General features: G+C 70.2%; 16 protein-coding genes. 10 read left to right on the top strand and 6 right to left on the bottom strand.

Features of this window, described 5'->3' with window-relative positions; genetic code table 11:
* Both IOD16_RS22325 and IOD16_RS22320 read left to right on the top strand, forming a co-directional pair.
* Positions 1-1,008 (top strand): sugar phosphate isomerase/epimerase family protein, encoded by a 1,008-nt coding sequence (locus tag IOD16_RS22325; RefSeq protein WP_201435987.1) that lies wholly within the window; start codon positions 1-3, stop codon positions 1,006-1,008.
* 700 nt (positions 1,009-1,708) lie between these two features.
* On the top strand, positions 1,709-4,444 hold the full coding sequence (locus tag IOD16_RS22320; protein ID WP_201435986.1) for a beta-L-arabinofuranosidase domain-containing protein: 2,736 nt from the start codon (positions 1,709-1,711) through the stop codon (positions 4,442-4,444).
* Between the two features lie 52 nt (positions 4,445-4,496).
* Here IOD16_RS22320 and IOD16_RS22315 read toward each other — a convergent pair whose 3' ends face one another.
* From IOD16_RS22315 to IOD16_RS22300, 3 genes are all read right to left on the bottom strand, one after another.
* On the bottom strand, positions 4,497-5,861 hold the full coding sequence (locus IOD16_RS22315) for an endo-1,4-beta-xylanase (protein WP_201435985.1): 1,365 nt from the start codon (positions 5,859-5,861) through the stop codon (positions 4,497-4,499).
* Between the two features lie 451 nt (positions 5,862-6,312).
* A complete protein-coding gene (locus tag IOD16_RS22310) occupies positions 6,313-8,427 on the bottom strand; it encodes a family 43 glycosylhydrolase (protein WP_236594279.1) in 2,115 nt (704 codons plus the stop codon).
* 149 nt (positions 8,428-8,576) lie between these two features.
* The gene (locus IOD16_RS22300; RefSeq protein WP_236595208.1) at positions 8,577-9,965 is read right to left on the bottom strand and encodes an endo-1,4-beta-xylanase; all 1,389 of its coding nucleotides are present in this window, start codon (positions 9,963-9,965) and stop codon (positions 8,577-8,579) included.
* An 833-nt stretch (positions 9,966-10,798) separates the two neighbouring features.
* Between IOD16_RS22300 and IOD16_RS22295 the strand changes: the two genes are divergently transcribed.
* The 5 genes from IOD16_RS22295 (at position 10,799) to IOD16_RS22275 (ending at position 17,141) form a co-directional block, all read left to right on the top strand.
* Complete coding sequence (locus IOD16_RS22295; RefSeq protein ID WP_123747160.1) at positions 10,799-12,181, top strand: glycoside hydrolase family 43 protein; 1,383 nt, start codon at positions 10,799-10,801, stop codon at positions 12,179-12,181.
* A 327-nt stretch (positions 12,182-12,508) separates the two neighbouring features.
* Complete coding sequence (locus tag IOD16_RS22290; protein WP_201435984.1) at positions 12,509-13,774, top strand: extracellular solute-binding protein; 1,266 nt, start codon at positions 12,509-12,511, stop codon at positions 13,772-13,774.
* Positions 13,771-14,724, top strand: a complete 954-nt coding sequence (locus IOD16_RS22285) for a carbohydrate ABC transporter permease (RefSeq protein ID WP_170185356.1) — start codon at positions 13,771-13,773, stop codon at positions 14,722-14,724. The genes IOD16_RS22290 and IOD16_RS22285 overlap by 4 nt, the downstream gene beginning before the upstream one ends.
* The gene (locus IOD16_RS22280) at positions 14,721-15,569 is read left to right on the top strand and encodes a carbohydrate ABC transporter permease (protein ID WP_123747162.1); all 849 of its coding nucleotides are present in this window, start codon (positions 14,721-14,723) and stop codon (positions 15,567-15,569) included. The genes IOD16_RS22285 and IOD16_RS22280 overlap by 4 nt, the downstream gene beginning before the upstream one ends.
* Before the next feature lie 24 nt (positions 15,570-15,593).
* Entirely contained in the window at positions 15,594-17,141 is a 1,548-nt protein-coding gene (locus IOD16_RS22275) for a glycoside hydrolase family 43 protein (protein ID WP_201435983.1), read from the top strand.
* 32 nt (positions 17,142-17,173) lie between these two features.
* Here the strand turns inward: IOD16_RS22275 and IOD16_RS22270 are convergent, their stop codons facing one another.
* Positions 17,174-18,166, bottom strand: a complete 993-nt coding sequence (locus IOD16_RS22270) for a PaaX family transcriptional regulator (protein WP_201435982.1) — start codon at positions 18,164-18,166, stop codon at positions 17,174-17,176.
* Positions 18,167-18,465: 299 nt separating this feature from the next.
* Here IOD16_RS22270 and IOD16_RS22265 point away from each other — a divergent pair, with 299 nt between their 5' ends.
* From IOD16_RS22265 to IOD16_RS22255, 3 genes are all read left to right on the top strand, one after another.
* On the top strand, positions 18,466-19,821 hold the full coding sequence (locus IOD16_RS22265; protein WP_201435981.1) for an extracellular catalytic domain type 1 short-chain-length polyhydroxyalkanoate depolymerase: 1,356 nt from the start codon (positions 18,466-18,468) through the stop codon (positions 19,819-19,821).
* Positions 19,822-19,859: 38 nt separating this feature from the next.
* Entirely contained in the window at positions 19,860-21,203 is a 1,344-nt protein-coding gene (locus IOD16_RS22260) for a cellulose binding domain-containing protein (protein WP_170185357.1), read from the top strand.
* Positions 21,204-21,695: 492 nt separating this feature from the next.
* Positions 21,696-22,682, top strand: coding sequence for a LacI family DNA-binding transcriptional regulator (locus IOD16_RS22255; protein ID WP_236594278.1), 987 nt, complete (start codon positions 21,696-21,698; stop codon positions 22,680-22,682).
* 99 nt (positions 22,683-22,781) lie between these two features.
* Here IOD16_RS22255 and IOD16_RS22250 read toward each other — a convergent pair whose 3' ends face one another.
* A complete protein-coding gene (locus IOD16_RS22250) occupies positions 22,782-24,383 on the bottom strand; it encodes an aminotransferase class I/II-fold pyridoxal phosphate-dependent enzyme (protein ID WP_201435979.1) in 1,602 nt (533 codons plus the stop codon).
* Positions 24,380-25,714 carry an NAD(P)/FAD-dependent oxidoreductase gene (locus IOD16_RS22245; RefSeq protein ID WP_123747168.1) on the bottom strand — a complete coding sequence of 445 codons (1,335 nt, stop codon included), beginning with the start codon at positions 25,712-25,714 and terminating at the stop codon, positions 24,380-24,382. Before IOD16_RS22245 ends, IOD16_RS22250 begins: the two co-directional genes overlap by 4 nt.
* Positions 25,715-25,858: the final 144 nt, after the last annotated feature.

The raw sequence follows: 25,858 nt of genomic DNA, 5'->3' as shown, positions 1-25,858 counted from the left end.
ATGGCGCGTCCGATCACGTTGTTCACCGGCCAGTGGGCCGACCTGCCGTTCGAGGAGGTCGCCCGCCTGGCCGCCGAGTGGGGCTACGACGGGCTGGAGATCGCCTGCTGGGGCGACCACCTCGACCCGTGGCGCGCGGCGGAGGACGACGACTACGTCGCCGACCGGCTGGCGATCCTGGCCAAGCACGACCTGAAGGTGTGGACGATCTCCAACCACCTCACCGGACAGGCCGTCTGCGACGACCCCATCGACGAGCGGCACCAGGGCATCCTGTCCCCGCGCATCTGGGGCGACGGCGACGCCGAGGGCGTGCGGCAGCGCGCGGCCGAGGAGATGAAGGCGACCGCGCGGGCCGCCGCGAAGCTCGGCGCGTCGACCGTGGTCGGGTTCACCGGCTCCTCGATCTGGAAGACCGTCGCGATGTTCCCGCCCGTGCCGCCGTCGATGATCGACGCCGGCTACCAGGACTTCGCCGACCGCTGGAACCCGATCCTGGACGTGTTCGACGAGGTGGGCGTCCGGTTCGCGCACGAGGTGCACCCGTCCGAGATCGCCTACGACTACTGGACCACCGTGCGGACGCTGGAGGCGATCGGGCACCGGCCCGCGTTCGGGCTGAACTGGGACCCGTCGCACTTCGTGTGGCAGGACCTCGACCCGATCGGCTTCCTGTGGGACTTCCGCGACCGGATCTACCACGTCGACTGCAAGGACGCCCGCCGCCAGGTCGGGGACGGGCGCAACGGCCGGCTCGGCTCGCACCTGCCGTGGGCCGACCCGAGGCGCGGCTGGGACTTCGTCTCCACCGGTCGCGGGGACGTGCCGTGGGAGCGGGCGTTCCGGATGCTCAACACCATCGGCTACGGGGGCCCGATCAGCGTCGAGTGGGAGGACGCCGGGATGGACCGCCTGATCGGCGCGCCCGAGGCGCTGGAGTTCGTGCGCCGCAACGCGTTCGAGGCGCCGACGGCCTCCTTCGACGCCGCGTTCTCCACCGGCGGGTGAGCGGGGTCCGGTGAGGGCCCGCGCGGGGTGGTCGCCGACGCGGTCCGCCGCGAACCGGTCCGGGGCGCGGTCGGCGACGACCGCCCCGCCCGGTGGCGGCGGGCCCGCGCGGACCGCGGGACGACAACCGGCCGCCCCTCGCGCCGCCGGAGGCATTCGCCTCACCGATCCTGATGTTCACGCTCACACAAGTCAACCCGGAAGGGGTGCCGGCCGTCGGTCTCAGGCTCGGCCTGTGGCGGAGATCCTCGGCAAATAGCCAGCATTGAACGAGTTTGCCCGATCGGATGCCCGGCGGTCGCTAAAGTGAGCGTGAACATTTAGCCGCTCCGCAGCGTTGACGCCCCGCTCCGGCGATGGCTACTGTGCTGACAGCCGGGCCACCGGGCCCACTCGGTCACGCATCCGCCGGCAGGACCGCCCGTCAACGACGACGATGGGGACTTCGATGCGACGCACAAGGCACATCGCTCACGTTCCGGCACGGCGCGGGTCGTCGCCGTCGCAGCGCGATCCCCACCGCCTCCGCACGTCGTGACCGCCTGACCGCTGACTGCCCGCGGTCGTCGGACCCCGGCGCTCCTCACGCGCCGCCCCGCCGTGCCCGATCTCCCTCCGCCGACAGGTCCCTGCCGGTCGCCCCGCCGTGCCCTCGGCACGACGTCCCGGCCGGTCGACCCCCCAACTCACTGGAGAGCTCATGTCGTCACCCCTGAGCCGTCGCACGCTGCTGCAAGCCGTCGGCGTCGCGGCCGTCGCGACGACCGTGCCCGGCCTGACCTCGGGGTCCGCGGTCGCGGCGACGGTGCCGCCGGTCCGCGGCGACCTCGGTGTCTCCGCCCAGCCGTTCGACCTGGGCGAGGTGCGCCTGAGCCCCGGCCGGTGGATGGAGAACCAGAGCCGGACGCTGTCGTACCTGCGGTTCGTCGACGTCGACCGGCTGCTCTACAACTTCCGCGCCAACCACCGGCTGTCCACCAACGGCGCGGCGGCGCTGGGCGGCTGGGAAGCGCCGAACTTCCCCTTCCGCACCCACAGCCAGGGCCACTTCCTCAGCGCCTGGGCGCAGGCGTGGGCGGTGCTCGGCGACACCACGTCCCGGGACCGGGCCAACTACATGGTCGCCGAGCTGGCCAAGTGCCAGGCGAACAACGCGGCGGCCGGGTTCAACACCGGCTACCTGTCCGGGTTCCCGGAGTCGGACTTCGACGCGATGGAGGCGGGCTCGCCCAAGTCCGTGTCGTACTACTCGCTGCACAAGACCCTGGCGGGTCTGCTGGACGTGTGGCGGCACATCGGCAGCACGCAGGCGCGCGACGTGCTGCTGCGGTTCGCGGGCTGGGTGGACTGGCGCACCGCCAGGCTGTCCTACAGCCAGATGCAGCGCGTGCTGGGCACCGAGTTCGGCGGCATGAACGCCGTGCTGGCCGACCTCTACCAGCAGACCGGCGACTCGCGCTGGCTCGCGGCGGCGCAGCGGTTCGACCACGCCTCCGTCTTCGACCCGCTGGCCGCCAACCAGGACCGGCTCAGCGGGCTGCACGCCAACACGCAGGTGCCGAAGTGGATCGGCGCCGCGCGCGAGTACAAGGCCACGGGCACGACCCGCTACCGCGACATCGCGTCGAACGCGTGGAACATCACGGTGGGCGCGCACACCTACGTCATCGGCGGCAACAGCCAGGCCGAGCACTTCCGCGCGCCCAACGCCATCGCCGCCTACCTCAACACCGACACGGCCGAGGCGTGCAACACCTACAACATGCTCAAGCTGACCCGTGAGCTGTGGCTGCTCGACCCGAACCGCGCCTCGTACTTCGACTTCTACGAGCGCGCCCTGCTCAACCACCTCCTCGGCCAGCAGAACACGGCCGACCCGCACGGCCACATCTGCTACTTCACCGGCCTCAACCCGGGCCACCGGCGCGGCAACACCGGACCGGCCTGGGGCGGCGGCAACTGGAGCACCGACTACGGCACGTTCTGGTGCTGCCAGGGGACCGCGCTGGAGGTCAACACCTCGCTGGCGAACTCCATCTACTTCCAGAACGGCACCACGCTGACGGTGAACCTGTACACGCCGTCGGTGCTGACCTGGGCGCAGCGGGGGATCACCGTCACGCAGACCACGAGCTACCCGGCCTCCGACACCACCACGCTGACCGTGACCGGCAACGCGAGCGGGTCGTGGACGATGCGCCTGCGCATCCCGGCCTGGACCACCGGCGCGACGATCAGCGTCAACGGGGTCGCGCAGGACGTCGCCACGACGCCCGGCACCTACGCCGCCCTGACCCGGACGTGGGCCGCCGGCGACGCGGTGACCCTCCGCCTGCCGATGCGGGTCGTGGTGCAACCCGCCAACGACAACTCCGCCGTCGCCGCGATCACCTACGGCCCGGTCGTGCTGGCGGGCAACTACGGCAACACCGCCCTGAGCAGGCTGCCCGCGCTGGACACCGCCTCGATCACCCGCACCGGCACGTCGGGCCTGGCGTTCACCGCCCGCGCCGACGGCGCGACCGTCAACCTCGGGCCGTTCTACGACGCCCACGGCTACAACTACACCGTCTACTGGAGCACCAACGGCGGCGGTGGCGGCTCGGACGCCGGCTACCGGCTGGTCAACGCGGCCACCGGGCTGGTCCTGGGCGTGCAGGACATGTCGACCGCGGACGGCGGCCTGGCCGTGCAGTGGAACAACACCGGGACGGCCGACCACAGCTGGGAGCTGCTCACCGACGGCAGCGCCGTGCGGCTGCGCAACCGCAACAGCGGCAAGGTCCTCGGCGTGGAGAACGCGTCCACCGCGGACAACGCCCGCGTCCTGCAGTGGAGCAACACCGGTGCGGCCGACCACAAGTGGACGGTCGTCGACAACGGCGACGGCACGCACAAGCTGCGCAACGGCAACAGCGGCAAGCTGCTGGGCATCCTCAACGGCTCCACGGCGGCGGGCGCCCAGGCCGTGCAGGACCCGGACAACGGGACCGCCGACAACCGCTGGCGGTTCGTGCCCGCCGGCGCCCGCCGGGTCCAGAACCTCGCCAGCGGCCTGGTCCTGGGCGTGCAGGACATGTCGACCGCGGACGGCGGCCTGGCCGTGCAGTGGGACGACAGCGGCACCGCCGACCACCTCTGGACCGCCGTGGTGGACCCCGACGGCTACTTCCGGCTGCGCAACTCCAACAGCGGCAAGGTTCTCGGTGTCGAGAACGCCGCCAACGCCAACGGCGCCCGGGTGCTCCAGTGGGCCGACAACGGCACCAACGACCACAAGTGGCGGCTGCGCTACGGCTCGGGGGGCTACTTCCGCATCCAGTGCGGCAACGGCGGGCGCGTGCTCGGTGTCAACGGGGCCTCCACCGCGCGGGGCGCGCAGATCGTCCTTTGGGACGACAACGGCACCAACGACCACCTCTGGCGCTTCATCTGAGCCATTGGCGCGGCGACCCGCCCGGAACCCCCGGGCGGGTCGCCGTTCCGGTTCAGCCGATGCGGCAGGAGAGGGTGGGCCAGTTCCAGTTGCCGCCGTGTTGGATGGTGAAGCCGAAGGTGTTGCCGTTGCCGTTGGGGCGTGCGGTCATGACGTTGGCGGTGTCCCAGGTGGCGGTGGTGTTCCAGGTGGCGATGATGCGTTGGGGTGAGGTGACGGTGACGGTGACGGTCCAGTTGTCGGTGCCGGTGACGGTGACCTGGCCGTTGAAGCGGTCGCTCCACTTCTGGCCTTCGGTGTAGGTCGCGGTGCAGCCGCCGGGGTTCTGCGGCGTGGTGGTGGTGGTGGGTCCGGTGGGGTCGGTGGAGGTCGTGGTGGTGGTGGGGCCGGTGGTGGCGGCGTTGTTGAGGGCGTTCAGCGTGGAGGTGTAGGCGGCTTTCTTGTTGCCGGAGCCGTCGAAGAGCAGGGGGGTGCCGGAGGCGCGCCAGGAGTCGCTGTCGCGGATGCCCCAGACGGTGATGCCGGTGCAGCGGGTGACGGCGAGGCAGGCTTGGACGACGCCTTGGTATTGCTGGGCCTGGCTGCTGCCGGAGCCTTCGATGTCGAGTTCGGTGATCTGGACGTCGACGCCGAGGGCGGCGAAGTTCTGCAGGGTGGTGTGGTAGTTGGAGGGGACGGGGTTGCCGCTGTTGAAGTGGGCCTGGAAGCCGACGCAGTCGATGGGGACGCCGCGGGACTTGAAGTCCTGGACCATGCGGTAGACGCCCTGGGTCTTGGCGTGTGACCAGTTGTCGGTGTTGTAGTCGTTGTAGCAGAGCTTGGCGTTCGGGTCGGCGGCGCGGGCGGCGCGGAAGGCGGCTTCGATCCAGTCGTTGCCGGTGCGCTGCAGGTTGGAGTCGCGTCGGCCGCCGGAGCTGCCGTCGGCGTAGGCCTCGTTGACGACGTCCCAGGCGTAGATCTTGCCGCGGTAGTAGGTGGCGACCTGGGTGACGTGGTTGAGCATGGCGTTGCGCAGGGAGGTGCCGGACATGTTCTGCATCCAGCCGGGTTGCTGGGAGTGCCAGGCCAGGGCGTGGCCGCGGACTCGTTTGCCCTGGTTGCGGGCGTGGTTGACGATGCGGTCGCCGTTGCTGTAGCTGAACTGGTTCTGGTTGGGTTCGGTGGCGTCCATCTTCATCTCGTTCTCGGCCGTGACCATGTCGAACTCACGGTTGAGGATGCCGACGTAGGTGGAGTCTCCGAGTTTGTTGGCGGCGACGGCGGTGCCGAAGTAGCGGCCGCTCTGCTGGGCGGCGGCGGCGAGGGTGGAGGCGGCGCCGTTGGCGGGGGAGGCGGCCAGCAGGGCGGCGCCCGCGGTCGCGGCGAGCAGGGTCGACACGAGGGCGGCCCGTGCGACTGACTTCGCTGTCAGCGTCATGTTCGGGGCTTTCTGGGGAGCACCCGCGCCACGCGGGTGGAGGAGGACGGATCGGGTTCGAGCGGCCTGCGGCGCGCTCGGTGTCGGGCGTCGGGCAGTTCCGACGCCTCCGGTCGGGCAAACTGAAATCTTTAGGAGTATTAACCGAAACTGTTCGCGCTATCAAGGCCTGCCTCCGACGGTCGATGTGGTCCTGTTCAGCCTCGACGGGTGGCCGGACCGCGTGAGATCGGTTCCGGTCAAGCAGGTGAAACCGCAGATGAGAGCTGGTGAAGCGGTTCAACCAACCCTGGGGTTCCGCCTCCCCGCCCGGAGGTCTGCGGCGACAAAGTATCGAAACTATTCGAAAGAAGATTCGCAAATTTCTCTCTGCCGCAACGAGAAGTGGCGGCCCCGGTAGGCCGGATGGCCGTGCCGGGACCGCCACTCGGGACGGTGCTGCTCCCCAGGGTCAGGGAGTGGTCAGGGCGAACTTGCGGACGGTCACCGCCCCGCCCAGGGACTGGGTGGCGTGGTTGAAGATGCCGAAGCGGTAGCCCATGAAGAACTGCCAGGCGTTGTTGAGCGTGAACGTCGGTCCGAGCGAGGTGAAGTTCACGCCGTCGGTGCTGTAGGAGAAGCGGGCGACCCGGTTGGAGCCCGGTTGGATGTCGGCGTTGATCCGCAGCCAGATCCGGCCCCCGCTGACCGCGGCGCTCGCGGCCTCGCTACCGGTGCTGGTGGTGCGCCAGCTGCCGTCCATGGCCAGGCCGTTGGTCATGGACACGCGGGTCTGGCCGTTGTCGCGCTTGACGCCGATCCAGGCCGACGACTGGCGCAGCATCGCCAGGCCCGACCGGTCGCCGTCGCGCATGGTGCTGTAGTCCAGCTCGATGGTGGCCGTGGACGTGGGTCCTTGGATGCGGTGGGTGAGGGTGTTGCGGGCGGCGTAGAGGTCGTTGGTGACCGTGGCCGTCTGCAACGTCAGACCGTTGTTCACCGAGTACTTCGAGGTGTCCGGGTCGTGGTTCCACTCCCACTGCGGGCCGAGGGCGGTGCCGGCGAAGGTGTCGGTGCCGGTGAGGGGTTTGACCGCCCGGGTCGGCAGCGGCGAGGGGTAGTTCACGCCCCAGCGGCCGTTGACCGTCTGGAGGGTCGGCCAGCCGTCGGAGGTCCAGGTGATCGGGGCGAGCGCGGGCACCCGGCCGCCGGGGTAGGCGTCCACGAACGACATGTAGTACCAGGACCCGGTCTGGGTCTGGACCAGGCCGCCCTGGTGGGGCACGCCGCCGCCGGAGATCGGGCCGGGCAGGTCGAGCAGCACCTGCCGCACGGTGTACGGGCCGAACGGTCCGTTGTCCGACTTGAGCACGTACTGGCCGTTGGCGGGCCGGGTCAGCCAGATGTAGTAGCTGCCGTTGCGCTTGTAGAACCTCGCGCCCTCCAGCGTCCCGATGTTCGAGGGGGTCTGGAAGACCTGCTGCGCGCGGACCTGGCTGCGCCCGTCGGCGGACAGCTGGGCGACGCTGATGGTGCTGTTGCCGTACGCGACGTACATCGTGTCGTTGTCGTCGATGAGCATGCCCGCGTCGTAGTAGCAGTTGTCGAGCTGGGCGTGCCGGTTCCACGGCCCCTCGACGCTGGTCGCGGTGTAGATGTAGGTGTCGTTGAAGTCGATGCACCCGGCCCAGTAGTAGGTCTTGTTGCTCGGCCGGTACTGCAGCGTCGACGCCCAGATGCCGTTGACGTAGGCCCGCTGGCCGTTGGTCAGGTCGTACTTCGTGCCGAAGTCCAGGGACGGCACCGAGTGGCCGGCGAACTCCCAGTTGACCAGGTCGTAGGAGCGCAGGATCGGCGCGCCGGGGGAGTAGTGCATGGTCGACGCGGTCATGTAGTACGCGTCCCCGACCCGGATGACCTCGACGTCGGCGAAGTCCTGCCACACCACGGGGTTGGTGTACTGCCCGCCCGGTTGCTGCGAGGTCGTGGTGGTGGTCGTCGTGGTGGTGCCGCCGCCGTCGATGCGGACGAGCTGCCACTGCTGGTTCGCGCCGCCCCAGTCGCTGTACTGGACGATGTTCGCGCCGTCGTTGGTGGCGGCGTTCTGGACCTCGACGGCCTTGTTGCTGTTGCGGTTGATCAGCCGGACGTGACCGCCGTCGGAGTCGGCGAGGCGGAACTGCTGGTTGGTGCCGTTGCCGTCGGCCCACTGCACGATCGCGCCGCCGTCGGCGGTGGAGAAGTTCGAGACGTCCAGCACCTTGCCGGAGTGCTTGGACTTGAGCCGGTAGTAGCCTCCGCCGGAGTCGACGAACTGCCACTGCTGGTTGGCGCCGTCACCGCGGGTCCACTGGGTGATGCGACCGCCGTCGTTGGTGGCGAAGTTGTAGACGTCGAGCGCCTTGCCGCTGTTGCGGTTGACCAGCACGTACCACGCGTTGGTGTCGACGGTCGCCGCCGAGCTGGTCGCCGAGCTGAAGACGACCATCACACCTCCGAGCACGACCGCGGCCAGCACCGCGGCCATCCGCGACAACCGGCCACGTCTGCGCGCGAGGCGCCGTGGGAGTTGATCGGGGACAGACATGACAGCTCCTTACCCGCCGCTCTTCCAGCGGCGTTACGGCCGGAGCCCCCGCACGGCGTGCGAGGGCTCCGGAACCGGTCAGCGGGGTGGACAGGGCCGGGTCGGCAGACCCGTGCCGGGTCGGTCGGGCGTCGTGGCGGGTGGCGTGCTCACCCGACGCGGACGAGTTGCCACTGCTGGTTGGCGCCGCCCCAGTCGCTGTACTGCACGACGTTGCCGCCGTCGGCGGTGGACGCGCCCTGCACTTCCACGGCCTTGCCGCTGTTGCGGTTGACCAACCTGACGTAGCCGCTCGAGTCGACCGCGCGGAACTGCTGGTTGGTGCCGTTGCCGTCGGCCCACTGCACGATGTTGGCGCCGTCGGCGGTGGAGAAGTTGTAGACGTCCAGCACCTTGCCCGACAGCCTCGACTTCACCCGGTAGTAGCCGCCGCCGGAGTCGACGAACTGCCACTGCTGCTGGTTGCCGTCGTTGCGCGCCCACTGGGTGATGCGGGCGCCGTCGTTCGTGGCCAGGTTGTAGACGTCCAACGCCTTGCCGCTGTTGCGGTTCACCAGCACGTACCAGGCGGTCGTGTCGATGACCCCGGGCTGGGGGTTGGAACCCTCGTTGAGGGCGTTGAGGACGGAGGTGTAGGCGGCCTTCTTGTTGCCGCTGCTGTCGAAGAGCAGGGGGTTCTGGCCGGTGCGCCAGGAGTCGCTGTCGCGGATGCCCCAGACGGTGATGCCGGTGCAGCGGGCGACGGCGAGGCAGGCGCGGGTGACGGCGGCGTAGGCGTTGGCCTGGTTCGAGCCGGAGATGTCCAGTTCGGTGATCTGGACGTCGACGCCGAGGTCGGCGAAGCGCTGGAGGTTGGCCTGGTAGTCCGACGGGGCGGAGTTGGTCAGGTGGGACTGGAAGCCGACGCAGTCGATGGGGACGCCGCGGGCTTTGAAGTCGCGCACCATGTTGTAGATGCCGGTGCTCTTGGCGTTGACGCCGTCGGTGTTGTAGTCGTTGTAGCAGAGCTTCGCGGCGGGGTCGGCGGCGCGGGCGGCGCGGAAGGCGGCTTCGATCCAGTCGTTGCCGGTGCGCTGCAGGTTGGAGTCACGACGCCCGCCGCCGGAACCGTCGGCGAAGGCCTCGTTCACCACGTCCCAGGAGTGGATCTTGCCCCGGTAGTAGGTGGCGACCCGGGTGACGTGGTTCAGCATGGCCTGGCGCAGCGCCGAACCCTCCATGCGCTGCATCCAGCCCGGTTGCTGGGAGTGCCAAGCCAGGGTGTGGCCGCGCACCTTCATGCCGCGGCTGATGGCGTGGTTGACGATCCGGTCGCCGTTGGTGAACGTGAACTGGCCCTGGTTGGGCTCGGTCGCGTCCATCTTCATCTCGTTCTCGGCGGTGACCTGGTTGAACTCGCGGTTCAGGATGGTCGTGTAGGTGCTGTCACCGAGCTTCCCGGCCGCGATGGCGGCACCGAAGTACCGGCCCTTCTCCGCGGCCGAGGCGCCCAGCGTCGTGCCCGCCAGGGCCAGGCCGTCGAACGCCACCGTCATCATGGTGGCGACGAGTCCTACGACGAGCAGCAACGCCGTTGTTCTCGGTCGACGCGCGGGCGTCGGCCGATTGACCGCTCGTATCGAATGATTCATCACGGGTCCTCACGGATCAGCACACCGCGTGTCTTGTGCCGCGGTGGGAGGGGTACTGGCCGACGCCCGTCCGAAGATCTGTTAACGCTAACAACTACGGGCTGGGACAACGTCAGTGCAAATGGGCTGGCAATGAGGTGCCGTGGTTGTCGCGGTGAACGCGCGCCGTGCCTCTCCGACTGTGAAGGATGACACACGCTCGGTCAAGGCGTTACGAAAAAGTTTCGTGCAGGTAGGGCGCGGTGTCGAGGTGGGAGTGAGTCGGCCCGCGATTCGGTCGAGTCGTCACGGGGGTCTGGTCAGTTCGAATGCCGTTCGACAGCATATTTGCCGACCCTTGCTAAAGTTAACGCAAACATCTTTAGCTCGCGGAACGCCGCTGAGAATGGGGCGGTAAGGCTTTTGGTCTGAACGGAGGCAGAGTGCTAAAGTTAGCGCTCACATTTTAGCTTTGACGGCGCCGAGAACGCGTAGTTACATGGCGGGAGATCCAAGGCCGCTCCGCCCCGGGCGTGACCCGCCCGGCTGAGCGCCGTGGTGAGCGCCGCCGACGACGACGTGGGGACGCCGATGCGACGAAGCCCGATGGCGCCGAGCGCCGTCACCGCGGTCCGGCGGCACACCCGGCCGCCGGACCGCCCTCGCGTGCCCGCCGTCCCGGTTCGACGTCCCCTGCCGACGACGCCGAAGAGCGCCGTGCCCCACCCGCGCCGCCGACCGATGCACCTCCGGAGGTTCTTGTGAAATCGACGTGGTCCCTCTCGGCGCTCGCGCGACGGGTGGGCGCGCTGCTCACCGCGGTCCTCTGCGCCCTGGCCCTCGCGCCCGCGCTGGCCAAGGCGGACAACCCGATCGTGCAGCACATCTACACCGCCGACCCGGCTCCCCTGGTCCACAACGGACGCGTGTACCTCTACACCGGGCATGACGAGGACGGCTCCACCTGGTTCACGATGAAGGAGTGGCGCGTCTGGTCCTCCGACGACATGGTGAACTGGACCGACCACGGCTCGCCGATGAACGTGGGCACCTTCTCCTGGGCGAGCAAGGACGCGTGGGCCGGGCAGGCGATCCAGCGCAACGGCAAGTTCTACTGGTACGTGCCCGTGGTCAACCGCGCCACCGGTCGGATGGCGATCGGCGTGGGCGTCGCCGACAACCCCACCGGCCCGTTCCGCGACGCGATCGGCCGCCCGCTGGTGGAGAACGGCGAGATCGACCCGACGGTCTTCATCGACGACAACGGCCAGGCGTACCTCTACTGGGGCAACCCGAACCTCTGGTACGTGCGGCTCAACGCCGACATGACCTCCTTCTCCGGCAGCCCCACCCAGATCCCGCTCACCACGGCCGGTTTCGGCTCCCGCGCGGGTGACGCCGCGAGGCCCACCCTCTACGAGGAAGGCCCCTGGGTCTACAAGCGCAACGGCCTGTACTACAACGTGTTCGCGGCGAAGTGCTGCTCGGAGTTCATCGCCTACTCGACCGCGACCAGCCCCACCGGGCCGTGGACCTACCGGGGCACGGTGATGCCCACCCAGGGCGCGAGCTTCACCAACCACGCCGGGATCGTCGACTTCAAGGGCAGCTCCTACTTCTTCTACCACAACGGCGCCCTGTCCGGCGGCGGCGGGTTCACCCGCTCCGTGGCGGTGGAGAGGTTCACCTACAACGCCGACGGCACGATCCCGACCATCACCATGACCACCGGCGGAGCTCCGCAGGCGGGCACGCTCAACCCCTTCGTCCGCCAGGAAGCCGAGACGATCGCCTGGGGTTCGGGCATCGAGACGGAACCGTCCTCCGAGGGCGGGATGAACGTGGGCTGGATCGAGAACGGCGACTACACCAAGGTGAAGGGCGCCGCCTTCGGCTCGGGCGCGAGGACGTTCAGCGCACGGGTCGCCTCGGCCGGCGCCGGCGGCACCGTCGAGGTCCGGCTGGACGGTCCGAGCGGCACGGTGGTGGGTCGCTGCGGCGTCTCGGCCACCGGAGGCTGGCAGAACTGGACCACGGTCTCCTGCCCGATCAGCGGCGCGACAGGCACCCACGACCTCTACCTGCGGTTCACCGGCGGCAGCGGCTACTTGTTCAACCTCAACTGGTGGCAGTTCACCGCGTAGCAGGCGCGGTGGTCGCGGTGGCGGCCCGCAGGGACCCGCCACCGCGGCCGACACCGCTCGACGACCTTAGATAGTTCGCGTTCACAAAGTGTGTTGCCGATAGTCCACTGAGGGAGGTTGTGCTCGAGGGATCTCGGGCAGGGCAACGGTTCTTGACGGCTCCTGTGACACAGCTTACTGTCGTGAGCGCTAACAATCGGAACTGAGACCGAAACTTTCGGCCGCACGGTGCGGCGGGGCTCGGCCCGATTCACGCGATCGCCTGCCTGCGGTGGCCAACCGCACGGTGGCGGTGCCGCCTGTTATCGCACACCTTGGAGAAGCGTCGTGAAACTCCGCTTGCCCCTGCTCAGCGCCGCCGCGGTCCTGGCCCTCCTCACCGCGTGCACACCCGGCACCGGAGGCGGCGGGGAAGGGGACGGCAAGTCCTTCGAGTTCTGGTCGTTCTCGGCCATCAACCAGAAGCTGACCGTCGACGCTTACCAGGCGAAGCACCCGGACGTCCAGATCAAGCTGACCGAGGTGGGCACCTCCACCGAGACCGCCCAGTCGTTGACCACCGCGCTGGCCGGCGGGAAGGTGCCGGACCTGGTGCTGATCCAGGGCGACAACCTGCCGCAGTTCGTGGACCAGCCGCAGAACTTCGTGGACCTGCGGACGCTGGGCGCCGACGACATCAAGGGCGACTACCTGGACTGGGTGTGGAAGCAGAGCGTCGCCAAGGACGGTGAGGTCCTGGGGGTCCCCACCGACGTCGGCGGCATGGCCGTGGCGTACCGGACCGACCTGTTCGCCGCCGCCGGGCTGCCCACCGACCGCGAGGCCGTGAGCGCGCTGTGGCCGACGTGGGACGCGTTCATCGAGACCGGCAAGCGCTACAAGCAGACCACCGGCAAGGCGTTCACCGACAACGCGGCGACCAGCGTGTTCTACCAGGCGGTCAACCAGGTGTCGGAGAAGTACTACAGCGCGGACCGCAAGCTGGTCTACAGCACCAACCCGCAGGTGAAGGCGGCGTTCGACCTCGGCATCAAGGCGGCCACCTCCGGGATCACCGCCGGGCAGTCCTCGTTCGAGAGCGCGTGGAGCGCCGGCATGGGCCAGGGCGCGTACGCCGCGGTGTCCGCGCCGTCGTGGATGCTCAACAGCATCCGCAGCACCGCCCCGGACACCAAGGGCAAGTGGGACATCGCCAAGATCCCCGGCGCCGCCGGCAACTGGGGCGGCAGCTACCTGGCCATCCCCAAGGGCGCGAAGAACCCGCAGGCCGCCTGGAACTACATCAAGGAGATGCAGTCGCCCGAGGGGCAGCTGGAGCACTTCACCCGCGTCGGCGCCCTGCCCTCCACGCCCTCGGTCTACCAGGACGCCAAGCTCACCGACGGCAAGGACCCGTTCTTCTCCGACGCGCCGACCGGCAAGATCTACACCGACTCGCTGCTGGGCCTCAAGCCGTTCTACATCGGCCCGGACAGCGCCGCCATCGGCCAGGAGTTCCTCGACGCCATCACCAACGTCGAGCAGGCGGGTGGCGACCCGGCCACCGCGTGGGACGACGCGGTGCGCAACATCAAGACCGCCATCGGCGAGTGACCACCGTGACCGCCACGCTCACCCCGGCGCCGTCGGCGGCACTGCCGCCCCCTGCCTCCCCGAGGGGCAGGGGGCTGGCCGAGCGCCTGTCGCCGTACGCCTACATCGCCCCGTTCTTCGTGCTGTTCGGGGTGTTCGGGCTGTTCCCCCTCCTCTTCACCTTCTACGTGGCCCTGTTCGACTGGAACCCCATCGGCGACCAGGTGTTCATCGGCACGGACAACTTCACCCGCATGTTCGCCGACCCGCGGTTCTGGAACGCCGCGGGCAACACGGTCAGCATCTGGGCGTTGTCCACCGTGCCCCAGCTGTTGCTGGCCCTGGTGCTGGCGCACGTGCTCAACCACGCCCGGCTGCGGTTCGCGCTGTTCTTCCGGATGTCGGTGCTGGTCCCGTACATCACCTCGGTGGCGGCCACGGCCGTCGTCTTCGCGCAGCTGTTCGACCGCGACTACGGGCTGCTCAACTGGCTGCTCGGACTGGTCGGGATCGAGCCGGTGGACTTCGTCCAGTCCACTTGGGGCAGTCACGTCCTCATCGCCACGATGGTGACCTGGCGGTGGTTCGGCTACACCACGCTGCTCTACCTCGCCTCGCTGCAATCGGTGCCCCGGTCGGTGTTCGAGGCCGCCGCCATCGACGGCGCGGGGCCGTGGCAGCGCTTCCGGCACATCACCGTGCCGTCGCTGCGGCCGGTGATCATCTTCACCGTGGTCACCTCCACCATCGGCGGTCTGCAGATCTTCACCGAGCCGCTGCTGACCGGCTCCGGGCTGACGTGCGGTGCGGTGCGCCAGTGCCAGACGTTGACGCTGTTCCTCTACGAGCAGGGCTTCGGGCAGTTCGAGTTCGGCTACGGCTCGGCGATCGGCGTCGCGCTGTTCGTCATGGTCGTGGCGATCGCCGCGATCAACTTCGTGCTGTCCACCCGGATCAAGGCGGACCGATGACGAGCACCTCGACGCGCGGCCGGGGCCCCGGCCGGGTCCGCTGGTGGACCTACCTCCTGCTGTCCGCGGCCACCGTGGTCTGCCTGTTCCCGCTGTACTGGATGTTCATCGTCGCCACCACCGACACGGCGACCGCGACGGAGATGCCGCCCGAGGTCGTGCCCGGCGGCAACTTCTTCCACCTCGCCGGCCTGGTCCTGGACACGGTGCCGTTCGTGCAGTCGCTGCTCAACAGCCTCGCCGTGGCCACCGCCATCGGCGTCGGCCAGGCGGTGCTGTGCTCGCTGGCCGGGTTCGCCTTCGCCAAGCTGCGCTTCCCCGGCCGCAACGCCCTGTTCGTGGTCGTCGTGCTCACCATGACGGTGCCGACGCAGCTCTCCGTCATCCCGCAGTACATGATCATGTCCGAGCTGGGCTGGGTCGACACCCTCCAGGCGTTGATCGTGCCCGGTCTGGCGAGCGCGTTCGGCATCTTCTGGATGCGCCAGCACATCTCGGCCACGATCAGCGACGAGCTGATGCAAGCGGCCCGCATCGACGGCGCGAGCACCGCGCAGGTGTTCTGGCGCATCGCGTTCCCGATCGTGCGCCCGGCCGCGTTCGTGCTCGGCCTGTTCGGGTTCATCACCGCGTGGAACGACTTCCTCTGGCCGTTCATCGTGCTCAAGTCCCCCGAGCGCTACACCGCCCAGATCGCCATCAAGGCGCTGCAGAACAGCCTCGACGTCGACCTCGGCCTGGCCATGTCCGGCTCCTTCCTCGCCACGATCCCGTTGGTCGTGCTGTTCGTCGTGGTCGGGCGCCGGATGGTCGCGGGCATCCTCGAAGGCGCCTTCAAGGGCTGAAGCCCTCGCACAACAAGGGAAACCATGACCTCATCGCCCTCCGAGGCGTCGTTCTACGACAACCCCGTGATCCCCGGGTTCCACCCCGACCCCAGCGTGTGCCGGGTCGGCGAGGACTACTACCTCGTGTGCTCCAGCTTCGAGTACTTCCCGGGCGTGCCGATCTTCCACAGCCGCGACCTGGTGGGCTGGCGGCAGATCGGCAACGTCCTCGACCGCCCGTCGCAGCTCCCGCTGCCGGCCGACGCGATGGCGTCCGACGGCATCTACGCGCCCACGATCCGGCACCACGACGGCCGCTTCTGGCTGATCACCACGAACGTGTCGCACGGCGGCAACTTCATCGTCACCGCCGAGCGGCCCGAAGGCCCCTGGTCGGACCCGGTGTGGATCGACCTGCCCGGCATCGACCCCGACCTGGCGTGGGACGACGACGGCAACTGCTGGTGCTCCTTCGCCGGGGCCCACGGTCCGGACTTCCACGGTGTGCAGATCGCCCGCATCGACCCCGAGGCGGGGGAGGTGCTGGAAGGACCGGAGCCCGCCTGGGCGGGCACCGGGTTGCAGTGGCCGGAGGCGCCCCACCTCTACCGGGTCGGCGAGTGGTGGTACCTGATGATCGCGGAGGGCGGCACCGAGCGCGGCCACACCGTGGCCATGGCGCGGGCCCGCTCGCCGCGAGGTCCGTGGGAGCCGGCGCCGGTCAACCCGGTCCTGTCGCACCGGAGCACGAGCCGGCCGGTCCAGAGCACCGGCCACGCCGACCTCGTCACCACACCGGGTGGCGAGTGGTGGATGGTGCTGCTGGCCACCCGCCCCGTCGGGTACAGCCCCAAGTTCCACGTCCTGGGCCGGGAAACGTTCCTCACCCCGGTGCAGTGGGAGGACGGCTGGCCCCGGGTCGCACCCGTCGACCTGAGGGCGCCGGCGCCGGCCGGTGCGCGCACCCCGGTCGCGGCGCCGCGGCGGGACGACTTCGACGCACCCGACCTCGACCCGCGGTGGATCTCGCCGCGCTCACGGGCGGACGGCTCGTGGTCCCTGGCGCAACGGCCCGGGTGGCTCGCGCTGCACGCCACCGGCTCGACGCTGGACCGGCCGGGCTGCACCTTCGTCGGCCGGCGGCAGCAGCACGTCGAGAGCCGGACCGCCGTCCTGCTGGACCCCGCCGCTGGTCGCGCCGGCCTGTCGGCGCGCTTGGACGAAGGCCACCACTACGACCTGGAGGTGGCCGACGGGCAGGCCGCGGTGATCGCCCGCATCGGCCCCCTGCGCCAGGTCGTGGCCACCCGCTCCGTGCCTCCGGGACCGGTGACCCTCGCGATCACCACCCGCTCGGCCAGGCGGTGGCCGGAGGGGGAGGAACCCGCGGGCCTGCACGTCGCCGCGCCGGACTACCTCGCCTTCCACGTCGGCGAGGACCCGGAGCCGCTGGCCGAGCTGGACGGCCGGTACCTGTCGACGGAGGTCGCCACCGGCTTCACGGGCCGGGTGATCGGCATGTACGTCACCGAGGGCACCGCCTGGTTCGACTGGTTCGACCACGGTCCTCTCGACGTCGCCGGACCCTGACCGCCCCGCCGTCGGGCAGGGCGTCGGCGCGGTCAGCTCCCGGTGGGTGATCCGGCGCGGTCGGTGGTCGGTTCCCCGGCGCCTCGCAGGCCGGCGAGCATGTCCGCGACGGTGTGCGCCTGCACGTCGGTGAGCGGGTCGGTGGTGAACCGGCCCGCCACGGCCCGCACGTGGTCCTGGGCCTGGCCGGCCAGGCCGTCGTAGACGGCGGCGAACAGGTCGCGGGCGGGGGCGCGCAGCCATCCCGGGGGCAGCAGTTCGAGGGGCAGCCTCGGGTCGAGGATGGGCAGGCGGCGGTAGGTGTCCATGACCTCGGTGCGGGCGCGGACCGCCTCCATCCCGGTGATCCGGGAGGCGCGGATGTCGGGCAGCAGCGGGCGCCAGCGCCGGATGAAGGCGTCGTAGTGGCGGGCGATGGCGGTCGTGTCCCAGGCGTCGAGGGGGTTGCGGCCGGTTTCGTCGCCGAGGTCGACGTGGCGGGCGCGGAACATGGTCATGGTGCCGAAGGCGAGCTCGACCAGCTGCGCCCTGGTCTTCTCGGTGATGTCGTGGGGCGAGATCCAGAGGCCGTCGTAGAGGGGCGCGCAGCCGTACCAGCGCAGCCGGCTGCGCAGCTCGCGGCGTTGCGCGACCTCGTCCTGCGGTAGTGAGAACGCGATCAACGTCCACCGGTGGTCCCAGGGCTCGTCGGCGGCCGCGGCGGCGACGATCGACCGGCCGCCGGCGGCCAGGTTGAGCGCGGCGGGCGGGGTGAGCCGGTAGGAGCTGTTGCGGCCCTGCCTGCTGCCTTCGAGGACGCCGCGCCGGGCGAGCCTGCTGATGGTGGTGCGCGCGCCGGCGTGGCTGACGCCCGCCTCGGCGAGCAGCGCCACGATCGCGCCCGACGGCAGCCAGGCCCCGGTCCGCAGGGTGTAGTCGGCCAGCAGGGTCACCGCCAGGCCCTGGGGCGAGTTGCCGGACTGCCGCCGGGGGAGCCGGACCGCGTCGTCCGGGAAGATCTCCTCGATGTCGTACGGGCTGGTCACGGCGGCTCCGGCGGTGGCTCGGACAGGTCGTCGCCACCGACCCTAATCGGGCGCGGATCCACCGCACGGGCCACGCCCGCGGTCGAGACAGTCGATTGACAGTTTCCTGTCCGCGCGGCAGGCTAACTGTCACACGTTAGGGACGGGATCCGACCGGCCGAGACCCGTGCGCTCGACCGCACCCGGCTGGTCAACCGCCGGACACGTCCACGCGTGGATCTCCGCCGCCGCACCGCGGGTCGCACCGGCCCGCCGCCAACACCCCGTCCGGCCGTGCGCGAAACAAAGGAGTCAAGCGCATGAAGGTCAAACCGAGTCTGCTACTCGCCGCCGCGACCTCACTGGTCGTGGCCGGCCTCGTCTCCGTCGCCTCCACCCCCGCTTCGGCGGCGTCGCTGACCGAGGTCACCAACTTCGGCTCCAACCCCGGTGGGATGCGGATGCACGTCTACGTGCCCGACGCCCGCCCGGCCAACCCCGGGATCGTGGTGGCCATGCACGGCTGCGGCGGCACCGGCCCCGGCTTCTACTCGGGCAGCGAGTTCGCCTCGCTGGCCGACCGGCACGGGTTCGTCGTCATCTACCCCAGCGCCGAGCAGCAGGCCGGGTTCGGCAAGTGCTTCGACACCTGGTCCGACGCGGCCAAGCGGCGCGGCGGCGGCAGCGACCCGGTGTCCATCGTGTCGATGGTGAACTACGTCCAGCAGCGCTACGGCGGTGACCCGAACCGCGTCTACGCCACCGGGTCGTCCTCCGGCGGCATGATGACCAACCACATGCTCGCCCTGTACCCGGACGTGTTCAAGGCGGGCGCGGCGTTCATGGGCGTGCCGTTCAACTGCTTCGCCAACGCCGCCGACTACCCGCCGGGCAGCAGCAAGTGCACGGGCAACGGGGGAGCGAACCGCACACCGCAGCAGTGGGGTGACGCGGTGCGCCAGGTCTACCCCGGCTACACCGGCGTCCGACCGCGCGTCCAGCTCTGGCACGGCACGAACGACACCCTCGTGCCGTACGCGCTGCTGCAGGAGAGCATCGAGCAGTGGACCGACGTGTTCGGGCTGAGCCAGACGCCGTCGTCCACCGACACCCCGCAGGCGAACTGGAACCGGCGCCGCTACAACGACGCCTCCGGCACCACCCGGGTCGAGGCGTACAGCATCCAGGGCGCCGGTCACACCCTGCCCGCCGGTGGCATGGCGGCCCAGGCCGTCGCGTTCTTCGGCCTGGACCGACCCGGCGACCCGACCAGCACCACCACCTCCACGTCCACCTCCACGTCAACGTCGACCACGACGACGACCACCACCACGACCACGACGACGCCGGGCGGCTCGGGCTCGTGCCGCGTCACCGGCACGGTCAACGCCTGGAACACCGGCCTCACCGAGAACCTCACGATCACCAACACCGGCGCCACCACGATCAACGGCTGGTCGCTGGCCTTCACCCTGCCGAGCGGGCAGACCATCACCTCCGGCTGGAGCGCCACCTACTCGCCCACGTCCGGGCAGGTGACCGCGCGCAACGTCGCCTACAACCCCACGATCGGGCCCAACGCCTCGATCGGCATCGGTTTCCAGGCCACCCACAACGGCAACGCCGCCAAGGCGACGTCCTTCACCCTGAACGGCACGCCGTGCGCCACGTCCTGAGCGCCGGGCGGTCCCGGCCCGACAACGAGGAGAGTCGTGTGACCACGAGGCGCAGGTCGATCCTGGGTTCGGTCGCGGCGGCGGCGCTGCTCGTCGTGGCCTCCGTCGGCACCGTGCTGAGCGGTGACCTCGGCGAGCGCGCCTCGGCCGCGGAGGTCACCGCCGCCGCGGCGACCGCCGGCTGCGGGAAGGCGCCGTCGCTACGCAGCGGCACGATCGCGATCCAGAGCAGCGGCAAGTCCCGCAGCTACATCCTGCGGGTGCCGGACAACTACGATGTGAACCGGCCGTACCGGGTGGTCTTCGGCTTCCACTGGCTGAACGGCTCGGCCACCGACGTCGCCACCGGCCGGACCGTGCAGACGGACGTCTGGGCCTACTACGGGCTGCAACGCCTGGCCGACAACAGCACCATCTTCGTCGCGCCCCAGGGTCTGAACAACGGGTGGGCCAACAACGGCGGCGAGGACATCACGCTCGTCGACGACATCAACCGGCAGCTCGACGCCGGCCTCTGCGTCGACACCACCCAGCGCTTCGCCCTGGGCTTCAGCTACGGCGCGGCCATGAGCTACGCCGTCGCCTGCGCCCGGCCGGACGTCTTCCGCGCGGTCGCGGTCTACGCCGTGGGCCAGCTCAGCGGGTGCAGCGGAGGCACCCGGCCCATCGCCTACTTCGCGGCGCACGGCCTCCGGGACAACGTGCTGGGGATCGCGGGAGGCCGGTCGATGCGCGACCGCTTCGTCGCCAACAACGGTTGCGCCGCCCAGAGCCCGCGCGAACCGGCGCAGGGCAGCCTGACCCACGTGATCACGACCTACTCGGGGTGCCGCGAGGGCTACCCGGTGGTGTGGGCGGCGTTCGACGAGGGCCACATCGCCGCCCCGCAGGACGGCGCCACCGGGGACAGCGGTTCCCGGACCTGGTTGCCCGCCGAGACGTGGCGGTTCTTCACCCAGTTCCAAAGCGGTCCCACGACCACGACCACCACGTCGACCACGACCACCACCACATCCACCACGACGACGACGACCACCACCACCACCACTGGCCAACCGGAACCGGGCGCGTGCCGCGTCACCAACACGACCAACGCCTGGAACACCGGCCTGACCGCCGACATCACCATCACCAACACCGGGACCACCGCCGTCAACGGCTGGACCCTGACCTTCACCCTCGCGGCCGGCCAGACCATCACCTCCGGCTGGAACGCGACCTACTCGCCGACGTCCGGGCAGGTGTCCGCCCGCAACGTGTCCTACAACGCGACCATCGCCCCCGGCGCGTCGGTGGGGATCGGCTTCCAGGCCACCCACACCGGCAACACCGCCGAACCCGCCACCTACACCCTCGGCAACGCCACCTGCACGACCGCCTGACCGCGACCGCCGGGGCGACCCGCGCGCGATCCGGCACGACGAGGCGGCCCGGTTCTCCGGGCCGCCTCTTGCCGTGCGGGCCATTGCCGCACGGCGGCGTTCCGGGCTCGCATGAATGGAAAAGCGGCCCCAAAGGGCCGAAGTCGGCTCGCCTTCCGCAGTGGCTGCGAAACACTTGCGGACCACTTCGCGGAGCTAAAACCGGCACCCCGATATTTAGCGTGCGGGCGCGTTGACCGGCCGGTTGAAATATGGCTACATTGACTTGCTGATCATTGTCGATCGGCCCCGATGTCGACTGCTCGGCACCGATCTCCGATGAGCGTGGTCGCTTCCGGCGTGCCCGTCTCGACCACCGACCCGCGCCCGACTCGCCGTGGCGGCCCACGGCCGTCCGCGGTCCGGTCCCGCGGTGCCCGCTGTCGTGGGCGTCGCGGCCGGTTCTGCGCAGATGGGACATTAGTGGGGAACAGGACATCCAGCGCGCCCGCGATGGCCGACGTCGCCCGGCTCGCCGGGGTTTCGCACCAAACGGTGTCGCGCGTGCTCAACGGGCACCCGTACGTCCAGGAGCAGACGCGCTCACGGGTCCAGGCGGCGATCGACGAGTTGGGCTACCGCCCGAACCGGGCCGCCCGGGCACTGGTGACGGGCCGCTCGCAGCTGATCGGCGTGGTGGCGCAGAACACGACCCTCTGCGGACCGGTCTCGCTGCTGGCGGCGTTCGAGCAGGTGGCGGTCGAGGCCGGGTTCGTGGTGACCGCGCACCGCGTGGACGTGCTGGACCGCGAGTCGATCACCACGGCCCTGGAGCGGCACCGCGACCAGCGGGTGGCGGGGATCGTCGTGATCGCGCCGACCGCGTCGGCCCACGACGCGGTCGACGCCGTGTCGCCCGGCGTGCCGCTGGTGATGGTCGACGGCGACGCCGAGCGCTCGACCCCGCTGGTGACGGTGGACCAGGTGGCGGGCGCGTTCGCCGCCACCGCCCACCTGTTGCAGGCGGGCCACCGCACGGTGTGGCACGTCTCGGGACCGCCGGACTGGTTCGACAGCGCCGGCCGGATCGAGGGCTGGCGGTCGGCGCTGGAGGCCGTGGGCGCGGAGGTGCCGCCGATCATGTCCGCCGACTGGAGCGCCGCTTCCGGGTACCGGGCGGGCCAGGTGCTGGCGCGGATGCCCGAGGTGACGGCGATCTTCGCGGCCAACGACCACCTGGCGCTCGGCATCCTCCGGGCGATGAGCGAGCGCGGCAGGCGGGTTCCCCACGACGTGAGCGTGGTCGGCTTCGACGACGTGCCCGAGGCCGCGTACTTCATCCCGCCGCTGACCACCGTCCGGCCGGACTTCGCCGAGGTGGCCCGCGACGCCCTCGACCTCCTGATCACCCAGATCGACGGGAACCCGGTAGACGAGATCCGCCGCGCGTCCAGCCCGACGCTGGTGCCGAGGGACAGCGTCCGGCCACCGTCGAGCTGAGCCGGCGCGGGCCTGCTCGACGGTGCGGGCCTGCCTGACCGCGTCCCCGGGACCCGCGGCGGGGGAGGGCGCTCGCGACCGCCGCGGGCGCCCGACCCACTAGAACGAGTTGCCGAACGCGCTGGACAGGTACGCCTTCGCGTCGCGCAGGGCCTCGTCGATGATGCGGGCCGCTTCCCGCGCCTGTGCCGGCTCGTGCGCGGCCTGCACCTGCAACCGGAAGCGCGAGGCGCCGGTCGGGGTGACCGGGAACTCGACCATGAACGCGAGCACCCCCCGGTCGAACAGCAGCCGGTTGACGGTCCGCGCGAGCTTCTCGTTGCCGATCAGCACCGGCACGATCGGGCTCGGCGAGCCCATGCAGGTCAACCCGCGCGTCGTCAGCTCGTCGCGCAGGGCGTGGATGGCGGAGAACAGCCGCCCGCGCAGGGCCTCGCCCTCGTCGGTGCGGATGATCCGGGCCGCTTGGAGCACCACCGCGGTCTGCATGGGCGACAGGGCGTTGGAGAAGAAGTGCGACCCGGCGAACATCTTGATGTACTGCTTCACCGCGGGCGACCTGGCCGCGACGAAGCCGCCGTTGGAGGCGAAGGTCTTGGAGAACGCGCCCATCACCAGGTCGACCTTGCCCAGCACGTCCTGCATGCCCAGCACACCGGTGCCGCCGGGGCCCATCGAGCCGAGGTCGTGGGCGACGTCGACGAGCAGCGTCGCGTCGTAGGCGTGGCAGACCTCCTGAAGGGCGGCGACGTCCGGCCAGTCGGAGTCCACCGAGAACAGGCCGTCGGTGATGACCATGATGCCGTTGTGGGTGTCGGCGGCGCGGATCCGTGCCAGGTGGGCGCGCACGGCCTCGACGTCGAGGTGGGTGTAGCGGGTGATGTTCCTGGTCGCCGCGCGCGCCCCCGTCTGCAGGCAGGAGTGGGCGAGGCGGTCGATGAGGATGTGGTCCTCCTGGCGGACCAGGCCGGTGACGGCGCCGAACCCCGCCGACCACCCGTTCGAGAACAGCGTCACGTGTTCCAGGCCGACCAGCTCCCCGAGGGCGGCCTCCAGCTCGTCGGAGATGCGGGTGTTGCCCAGCACCATCGGCGACCCGGCGCTGTGCGGGCCGAAGTCGCGCATCGCCCTGACCGCCGCCTCCCGGATCTCCGGGTGCGCGTTGAACGACAGGTAGTCCTGGGAGTTGAAGTTGATGCCCCGGGCGGGTTTGCTCAGGTCGTTGGTGATGGTGGCGACCCCGCCGGGCGCCGCCTCCAGGACCCGGGAGTACTGCCAGGTCTCGGTGCGCCGGCGTGCTTCCACCCAGCCGTGGAACTCCTCGGTCCGGCCGAGCAGGTTGGCCCCGACGGGCCGGAAGAAGTCGTAGGCGTTCTTGTCGAGCGCGTAGTCCTCGTCGGGGTCGATCGCGGGCGCGGCCGTGGTCGCCGGCTCCCACATCGGCTCCAGGTCGGCCCGGACCGCCGGGTAGTCCTCCGCGAAGAAGCGGACGACCTCGTCGGGCGGGAGGGTGTCGAGCTCCTCCAGGTCCTCCCACGGGATGTGCGACGCCCAGTTCCGCATCATGTCCGAGACCTCGCGCGCGGCCTCGGCGACCGCCTTGGCCGCGGCGAGCGGGTCGGCGCCGGCCGTGTCGGCGGCGGCGATCAGCGACGCGACGACCTCGCCGTCCTCGCGCTCGTGTGCCAGGACGCCGGTCATCGGGTGGCCTCCGCCGCTGCGAGCGAGAACGGGTTGCGCTGGTGCTCGCGGTAGGTCGCCTCGAAGTCGGCGAACGCGCTGTGGTCGCGCGAGGACTCCTTGGCCGTGTCGTTGAGCAGGAACACGTTGGAGGGATCGAAGAACTCCGAGACCGGCGCCACGTCGACGTGGGTGGCGATGAAGCGGTCGATCTCGGCCTGGTTGCCGCGCAGGATCGCGAACAGCTGGAGCTCGTCGTGCCGCAGCGGCTTCATCTCCGCGAGCGTGCACACGTAGTCGTAGTAGGCCGCGGCGGTCTGGCTGCGCCGCTTGGCCGCGTACCCGGCCATGGCGGTGTCGCGGTCGGTCTCACCGCCGAGCCACCGGCCGATCGCCTCGGCGGCCAGTTCCGCGTCGCGCAGGGCGTGGGTGATCCCCAGCGCCGTGCACTGGTCCTTGAACGACTCGGCGTCGCCCACCAGCACCCAGCCGGGCCCGTGCAACTGCCTCAGGTAGGCGGCCTGGTCGAGCGTCCCGTAGAAGCGCTCCTCCCGCCGCGCCCGCGCCACGGTGTCCGCCGCCTCTTCGCTGATCAGCCCGAGCGCCCGGTGGAAGTTGCCCTCCACGTCGGCCCGGAACCGCTCGGCCCACTCGCTCGGCCCCCACGTCAGCACCATGGTCTGCCCGTGGTTGGTCGAGGCCATCGCCATCCCCAGCCTGCCCCGCCGGTGGAGCTGCGCCTCGGCGTCGGGGATGCCGCTGAAGTAGCTCCAGTAGGCGTAGGTGCACCTCGGCCGCTCGTCGAACTTCCCGATCCCGAGCGCGCGGGCGACGAAGGAGTTGCGCCCGTCGGCGCCGATCACCACCTGGGCGTGCTCGACCGTGCCGTCCCGGCCCTCGATGCCGACGACGGTCCCGTCCTCGTCGCGCAGGAGCTCCTTGACGGTGTAGCCCTCGCGGAATTCGACGCCGGCCCGCACCGCGTTGTCGACCAGGATCTTGTCGAGCACGTGCCGGCGGACCGAGAAGTATTCCGTGGTGATGCCGCGGTCGTCGTCGTGCAGTAAGCGGAATTGGTTGCGCAACAATTCCTCGGGCACGCTGCCGCGTAACGGGAGGCCATTGTTGACCATGGTGACGTGGGTGTGCCCGGGGGTCACGGCCTTGATCTGGTCCAGCACCCCCAGCCGATTCAGGTAGGAGGCTCCGTGCGGCCACACGAAATGTGTGGAGAGGACGTCGCTGGGAAATGTCGACCGGTCCACGACCAATACCCGGAGCCCGCGGCGGGCCAGGTGCGTCCCGACCGCCGCCCCGGCGCACCGGCCACCTACGACAATGGCGTTGTACATGCGATCATCCAACCGCACGTCCACCCCCTGTACAGGGCCGAACGGTCGAGCGCCCCCCGGCGCGCGCGACACCGCCCATCGGTTTCGGACATGGGCTCGCGGGATCAATGCGGTGAAGGCGGTGCGAGGCGCCGTCCTGCGGTT

The organism is Saccharothrix sp. 6-C, assembly GCF_016695385.1.
Taxonomy (GTDB): Bacteria; Actinomycetota; Actinomycetes; order Mycobacteriales; family Pseudonocardiaceae; genus Actinosynnema; species Actinosynnema texasense.
Note: the sequence above shows the minus strand (reverse complement) of the source record. Positions and strands in the feature narration are given on the sequence as shown.

Coding starts and splice junctions, on each gene's coding strand:
- IOD16_RS22325 (WP_201435987.1), top strand. CDS start 1: ATGGCGCGTCCGATCACGTTGTTCACCGGCCAGTGGGCCGACCTGCCG.
- IOD16_RS22255 (WP_236594278.1), top strand. CDS start 21,696: ATGGCCGACGTCGCCCGGCTCGCCGGGGTTTCGCACCAAACGGTGTCG.
- IOD16_RS22310 (WP_236594279.1), bottom strand. CDS start 8,427: ATGTCTGTCCCCGATCAACTCCCACGGCGCCTCGCGCGCAGACGTGGC.
- IOD16_RS22265 (WP_201435981.1), top strand. CDS start 18,466: ATGAAGGTCAAACCGAGTCTGCTACTCGCCGCCGCGACCTCACTGGTC.
- IOD16_RS22280 (WP_123747162.1), top strand. CDS start 14,721: ATGACGAGCACCTCGACGCGCGGCCGGGGCCCCGGCCGGGTCCGCTGG.
- IOD16_RS22300 (WP_236595208.1), bottom strand. CDS start 9,965: ATGATGACGGTGGCGTTCGACGGCCTGGCCCTGGCGGGCACGACGCTG.
- IOD16_RS22320 (WP_201435986.1), top strand. CDS start 1,709: ATGTCGTCACCCCTGAGCCGTCGCACGCTGCTGCAAGCCGTCGGCGTC.
- IOD16_RS22315 (WP_201435985.1), bottom strand. CDS start 5,861: ATGACGCTGACAGCGAAGTCAGTCGCACGGGCCGCCCTCGTGTCGACC.
- IOD16_RS22275 (WP_201435983.1), top strand. CDS start 15,594: ATGACCTCATCGCCCTCCGAGGCGTCGTTCTACGACAACCCCGTGATC.
- IOD16_RS22245 (WP_123747168.1), bottom strand. CDS start 25,714: ATGTACAACGCCATTGTCGTAGGTGGCCGGTGCGCCGGGGCGGCGGTC.
- IOD16_RS22250 (WP_201435979.1), bottom strand. CDS start 24,383: ATGACCGGCGTCCTGGCACACGAGCGCGAGGACGGCGAGGTCGTCGCG.